The sequence below is a fragment of the Acidimicrobiales bacterium genome (genome assembly GCA_036491125.1).
Lineage (GTDB): Bacteria > Actinomycetota > Acidimicrobiia > Acidimicrobiales > AC-9 > AC-9.
This window is the reverse complement of the sequence record DASXCO010000037.1, coordinates 1-6,076: the sequence shown is the minus strand read 5'-3', so window position 1 is coordinate 6,076 and position 6,076 is coordinate 1. Positions and strand designations below refer to the sequence as shown.

Below are 6,076 nucleotides of genomic sequence, written 5' to 3'. Positions count from 1 at the left end.
AGGTCCGCCGGCGGGACCGGCGAGCGCCGAAGGGCGGCGACCAGCCGCCCTCTCCCTTGGCGGTCGGATCCCGCGAAGGTCGTCTGCCGTCGCCCGACCCCGACGGACCCCTCGACGGGATCCGGATCCGGCAGGCCCGCGGCGTGCCATCGGCACGAACCGTTCCCGTCGCCTGCCCGTCGCGCCAGCGGGCAGCGATCACAGGCCGGACGCCGTCGCGTGCACACCAGGGCGCCCAGGTCGAGCATCGCCTGGTTCCACGCCCATCCCGTGCTCGCCGGAACGAGCGAGTCCGCCATCGCCTGCGCCTCGGCCCTGGTGTCGATCCGACGCCCGGCCACAGCCCGGGCCAACACCCGCGCCGCGTTGGTGTCCACGACCCCGACGTCGGCCTCGTTGGCGAAGGCCAGCACGGCCCGCGCCACGTAGGGACCGACGCCCGGCAGCGCCAGCAACGAGGAGAGGTCGCGAGGGAGGCGCCCGCCGTGACGCTCGACGACGGCGACGGCCGTCCGGTGGAGGTCGACCGCCCGGCGGTTGTACCCGAGACCGGCCCAGGCCCGCACCACGTCGCCGACCGACGCCGCTGCGCAGGCGTTGGGTGTGGGGAATCGCTCGAAGAAAGCGGGCCAGCGGGTCGCGACCCTCGACACCTGGGTCTGCTGCAGCATCAGCTCGCTGATCAGCACGGCCCACGGGTCTCTCGTCCTGCGCCACGGCAGGTCGCGCCGCGACCGCTCCGCCCACGCCAGCAGGTCGGTCTGCAAGCTCACGGCGGCCGACGATACCGAGCGACTCGCCGAGGGCGGCGGCCGGTCAGCTGCCGGTCGAGTGCCCGACCACCGAGTTGATGTACTCGAGCATGGGCCGGCCCGCGCCGTTGGGGCCAACCGGATAGAAGCCGATCTCGATATGGGGTCCGGTCGACTCGCCGACGATCCCGTAGCCGACGATGGAGATCTGCTGGCCCTGAGCGACCGTGGCCCCGACGGGCACGAGATCGGGTCCTGCGTGGCCGTAGTACACCGCCCGGCCGGCCAGGGGCCCGCCGGTGATCTGCAGCACCGGCGCGTTCGGACCGAAGCCTCCGATGCCCTCACGGATGATGACCCCAGGTCCCATGGCGAACTCCGGTGTGCCGCCGGGAGCTGTGTAGTCCACGCCGTCGTCGACGCTGCCGTTCTTGAGGTACTGGACCGGCAGCGGCAGACCCCCGGTGCCGGTGGCTGCTGGAGCGGGAGGCGCCGCTGAGGCGGCGACGGCCGTCGGCGCCTGGGCGAGCAGCTCACCCCTGGCCCTGGCCGCGGCGGAGAGCGCCGCCTGTGCGGCCTGCTCCTGCACCTGGAGGCTCGCCAGCTGGCCCTTGAGCGTCGTTCGGACCGCGTCCAGGCGACGGGCGGCGTCGCGTGCGTCCCCTGTCACCGTCTGGAGGTACTCGTTGCGCACCAGCGAGTCGTCTGCGGTGCTGCCGGTCGCGAGCGCGGCCGCCGTCGGGGGCACGCTCCCGTCGACGAAGGAGTCCACGGCGTCCTGACGCAGATGGGCCCGCGCGACACCGACCTGAGCCTCCGTCTTGGTCAGCGTCACCTGCGCCCCTGCCAGCTGCAGTCCCACGGCGTCGGCCCTGGCGCTGGCCGCTTGGTACGTGCCGGCAATGGCCTCGAGCGAGCTCGGCGGGCCGGACGGGGCCCCAGGTTGGATCCCGGAGTCGCCGGGGTCGGCCCCGGCAGGTTTTGGTGCCAGAGCGAGGGGGTAGCTGAGAGCAGCCGCCACCGCCGCGGCGAGTGCTGCGCCCCTGTGGGTGAGCCTCAGAGCCGAATGCACAACGGGTCGACAAGGTATCGGGCCGCTGTGCAGAGGTGCAAATCAACATCAAGCAAATTGCGATAAGTAACTAGCTCAAACCCAAGCAGCTTCGTCGCGCCCAAGACCGTGGTCAGGCGGCTGATCACGTGTCTGATCCCGCCCGAGGAGGGGTGACGCCCCTTCTCCCCGACGGGGCTCTATGTTCGCCCGGTGACCCGGGACGAAGGAGCGCCTGTCGCCATCGGCAGGCGCGTGTTCCTGGGCGTGGCCGGCCTCGGCGTCCTCGGGATCGTGTTCGGGTCCAAGGCACAGCGCGTCGTCGGTGAGGCCCTCAGCCCCCTGACGGGCGGCGGAGGCGGCCTGGCCTCGATCCTGCCGGGGGCCGACGGCTTCCGCATCTACTCGGTCTCGTCGAGCCTGCCGTCGATCTCGACCTCGCAGTACCGCCTGCGCGTCGAGGGCCTGGTCGACCGCCCGATGGTGCTGACGTTCCAGGACCTGCAGGCGATGCCCCACACCCAGCTGACTCGCGACTTCCAGTGCGTCACGGGGTGGCGCGTACCTGACGTCCACTGGTCCGGCGTCGCCTTGTCCGAGATCCTGGGCGCCGCCGGGGTGCAGCCTGGCGCCAGGGCGCTCGCATTGGAGTCCTACGACGGGACGGATTTCGAGAGCCTCACCCTCGACCAGGCCGGCCGACCGGACGTCATCGTGGCCGACCGCATGCTCGGCGGTCCGGTGACGAGCGAGCACGGCGGCCCGGTACGCCTGTATGTGGCACCGATGTACGGCTACAAATCGCTCAAGTGGCTGTCTGCCATACGCGTCGTCGATAGCGTCGAGCCCGGCTTCTGGGAGGAGAACGGCTACGACGTCGACGCCTGGGTGGGGAGCTCCAACGGCCGCAGCGATGCCCAGACCAGCTGACGACCAGCGTCTCCTGCGCTTCGACAGGGTCGAGCGGCTGGCCCACTGGTCCCTCGCCGTTCTCTTCGCCATTCTCATGCTCACCGCCATCCCGCTCTACGTGGGCTCGGTGGCCCAGCTCGTGGGACGGCGGGCCCTCTTGGCAGAGATCCACTCCTGGTGCGGGGTCGCGCTTCCGGTCCCCCTGCTCGTGTCACTGCTCGGCCCGTGGGGCCGCCGGCTCCGGCGTGACGTGCGCCGGCTCAACCTGTGGACGTCCGACGAACGTCGCTGGCTTCGCAGCGTCGGTCGCTACCCGGTGGTCGAGCCGGGCAAGTTCAACGCCGGGCAGAAGCTCAACGCCGCATTCACCGCCGGCGTGATCGTCGCCATGTTCGCGACGGGATCGGTGATGCACTGGTACAAGCCGTTTCCCGTGGACTGGCGCACCGGGGCCACGTTCGTGCACGACGTCATCGCCTTCGCCGTCTTCGCCGTGGTGATCGGCCATATCGGGTTCGCCCTGACCCATCGCGACGCCCTCCGGTCGATGTTCCGCGGGTGGATCAGCAGGCGGTGGGCCCGAGTCCACGCGCCCCAGTGGGTGAAGGAGCTCGAGACCGACTAGCGGCGCCCGGACCTACATGTGCTGGGCGCCGGTCCTGATCGCGTCGCGAATGCGGGCGTAGGTGCCGCACCGGCAGATGTTCCGGATCTCGTCCAGGTCGGCGTCGTCGATCTCACGTCCTTCGGCCCGGACCTGTCTGACCTTGGCCACCGCCGCCATGATCTGGCCTGGTTGACAGTACCCGCATTGAGGCACATCGAGCTCGAGCCAGGCCTCCTGCATGGGGTGGAGAGCCTTGCCGACGGTGGCCGGCAGGCCCTCGATCGTCGTCACCTCGTCGGATGCCTGGACGTCGTTGATCGGCACCGAGCAGGGGCTGAAGGCCTCGCCGTTGATATGGGAGGTGCACGCCTTGCAGACGTCCAGACCGCAGCCGTACTTCGGCCCGTGCACACCGAGAACGTCGCGCAGCACCCAGAGGAGCCGCAGGTCGTCAGGGACGTCGACCGTGACCTGGGTGCCGTTGAGCCTGAAGGAGTGGTTCGGCATCGGTTCCTCAGTAGGCGTTCTGCAGCCCGTCGGTCGGCGATTGGGGTATCGAGGGCACGGTGGGCAGCGGATCGAACCCGAGCGGGCCGTTGTGGTTGATCGGGAAGCTGGTGGGCATCGTGCCCGTCGCCCGGCCGTATGCGCAGGCAACCGCAGCGAACGTCGCCGCGACGCCGAACTCCCCTGCACCGCCGGGAGTGTCGGAGGTCGGCGGCATCACGATGATCTCCAGCACGGGAGGCACGTTCCACTCGCGGGTGAAGAAGTAGTCGTCCCAGCTTCCCTCCAGGAAGTAGCCGTCCTCGAGGTGCAGGCTGGAAGTGAGCGCCCCAGCGATGCCGTCCATGATTCCCCCTTCCATCTGGGCCTCCAGGCCGCGGGGGTTGACCGGGAGACCCACGTCCACGGCGAAGACGACCTTGGTCACCCGAGGCCCGGTGTAGGCGTCGGGGACCTGGCGGTTGATCGTCTGCGGGCGGGCGTCGATCTCGACCAGGGCAGCGGTGACTCCGTGGTACTCGGCGTGGAAGGCGATGCCCTGACCGGTGCCTGCTGGCATCGCCCTGCCCCAATTGCCGACCTGGGCGACCTTGTCCAGCACTGCCCGTGACCGATCGTTCTTCAGGAACTGGCGACGGAACCTGTACGGGTCCTCCCTCATCTTGGCCGCCAGCTCGTCGACGACGAGCTCCATCGCACCGCACACGTTCGGGGAGTACACGTTGCGCATGCTGCCGGTGTTGAAGCCCGTGTCGACCTCGTTGAGCAGCTGGGTCGAAGCGCCGAAGTTGTACGGGTTCGACTGGCTGAGCTCGAAGTACGTCTCGGAGAACCCGAGGTCGCCGTTGGGCAGCTTCCCGGCCATGGCCGTGATGATCTCCCCCAGGCCATGGGTGAAGTCCGTGGACACGCTCGTGTGCCGCTGCTCATAGGTGAGCACGTTGCCGCCGGCGTAGGTCGCCCGCACCTTGGCGATCGACATCGGATGGGCGCGGCCCTGGCGGAAGTCGTCTGTGCGGTGCCACATCAGCTTGACGGGTTTGCCCATCTTCTTCGAGGCCTCGGCCGCCTCGAGGGCAGCATCGAAGAAGAGCTTGCGGCCATACGCTCCACCGCCCTCGGCGACGTGCACCTTCACCGCCTCCTGCGACAGACCGAGCAGCTTGGCGATCTCCTGCTGGGTCACGATCGGCGACTGCAACCCGGACCAGATCTCGGCCCGGTCAGGCCTGACATCGGCCACGGCGCAGTTCGGCTCCAAGGCGCTGTTGCTGGCAAAGTAGAAGGTGAAGTCTCCCTCCACTGTCTTCGTCAGCGGCCCCAGCGGCGGCACCGCCAGTGGGAGCTGGGCCTTCTGCAGCTCCTGCAGCACGGTGTCGTCGGACTTGCCGTCCTCGGTGCCCGGACCCCAGCTGACGTCCAGGGCCCGGACGGCGTCGATGCACTGGCCGAAGGTGTCGCCGCGGACGGCCACGCCGGTCGAGATCGTCGCGACGTCGGTGATGCCCGGCATCTGCTGGACGGCTGCCTTGTTGTTCACCGACCTCACCGTGCCGTTGATCGTCGGCGGCCGGCACACCATCGTCGGTTTCGCGCCGGGGACGTCGAGGTCCATGGCGAACTGCTTGCGACCCGTCACGATGTCATGGGCGTCGATCCGGCTCCGGGGCGTGCCGATGACCTTGAAGTCCGAGCGTGGCTTGAGGCTGACCGAGACACGCCTCGTCTGTGCCGAGGCAGCCTTCTCTGCCAACGAGCCGTAGGTGGCCTTTGTGCCATCGGGCGCCGTGATCACGCCATCGCTCGTCCTCAGAGACGAAACCGGCACGCCCAACTGGTCCGAGGCGGCCTGCAGCAGCTGGCCCTTGGCTATGGCAGCAGCCGTCCTCACCGGCGTGTACGTCGAGATCGTCGTGTTGGACCCCCCCGTGAGCTGGTTCCACACCAACTCGGGGCGGGCATCGGCCAGGCTGATGTGGACCTTGTCCAGCGGCAGCTCCATCTCCTCGGCGATCAGCATGGCGGTCGAGGTGGTGATGCCCTGGCCGACTTCGGCCCGCGGGAGGGCGAAGGACGCCGTCCCGTCCTTGTCGACCTGCACGGTGATGAGGCCCGACGTTGGCATGGCCGCATCTGTCAACAGGTCGTTGAGGTCGTAGAGGTCCACCGGCTCAGGGGGGGAAGGCACGGCGGCCTTCGCCGGCCGTGGAGCCAGCGCCTCGTCACCGAGTTGCGCGGCCACCACCA

Annotated in this window: 6 protein-coding genes; 2 read left to right on the top strand and 4 right to left on the bottom strand. The window is 69.4% G+C overall.

Going from position 1 to position 6,076, the window contains the following annotated elements; genetic code table 11:
- The coding region (locus VGF64_03045; GenBank protein ID HEY1633709.1) for an A/G-specific adenine glycosylase at positions 1-773 on the bottom strand (773 nt) is incomplete at its 3' end.
- A 43-nt stretch (positions 774-816) separates the two neighbouring features.
- Positions 817-1,773 carry a M23 family metallopeptidase gene (locus tag VGF64_03040; GenBank protein HEY1633708.1) on the bottom strand — a complete coding sequence of 319 codons (957 nt, stop codon included), beginning with the start codon at positions 1,771-1,773 and terminating at the stop codon, positions 817-819.
- Positions 1,774-2,016: 243 nt separating this feature from the next.
- Here VGF64_03040 and VGF64_03035 point away from each other — a divergent pair, with 243 nt between their 5' ends.
- Both VGF64_03035 and VGF64_03030 read left to right on the top strand, forming a co-directional pair.
- Entirely contained in the window at positions 2,017-2,733 is a 717-nt protein-coding gene (locus VGF64_03035) for a molybdopterin-dependent oxidoreductase (GenBank protein ID HEY1633707.1), read from the top strand.
- Positions 2,717-3,340 carry a cytochrome b/b6 domain-containing protein gene (locus tag VGF64_03030; GenBank protein HEY1633706.1) on the top strand — a complete coding sequence of 208 codons (624 nt, stop codon included), beginning with the start codon at positions 2,717-2,719 and terminating at the stop codon, positions 3,338-3,340. The genes VGF64_03035 and VGF64_03030 overlap by 17 nt, the downstream gene beginning before the upstream one ends.
- Positions 3,341-3,352: 12 nt before the next feature.
- Here the strand turns inward: VGF64_03030 and VGF64_03025 are convergent, their stop codons facing one another.
- Both VGF64_03025 and VGF64_03020 read right to left on the bottom strand, forming a co-directional pair.
- On the bottom strand, positions 3,353-3,829 hold the full coding sequence (locus VGF64_03025; GenBank protein HEY1633705.1) for a (2Fe-2S)-binding protein: 477 nt from the start codon (positions 3,827-3,829) through the stop codon (positions 3,353-3,355).
- Positions 3,830-3,836: 7 nt separating this feature from the next.
- Positions 3,837-6,076 (bottom strand): molybdopterin cofactor-binding domain-containing protein (locus tag VGF64_03020; protein ID HEY1633704.1); only part of this gene is annotated, 2,240 nt, incomplete at its 5' end.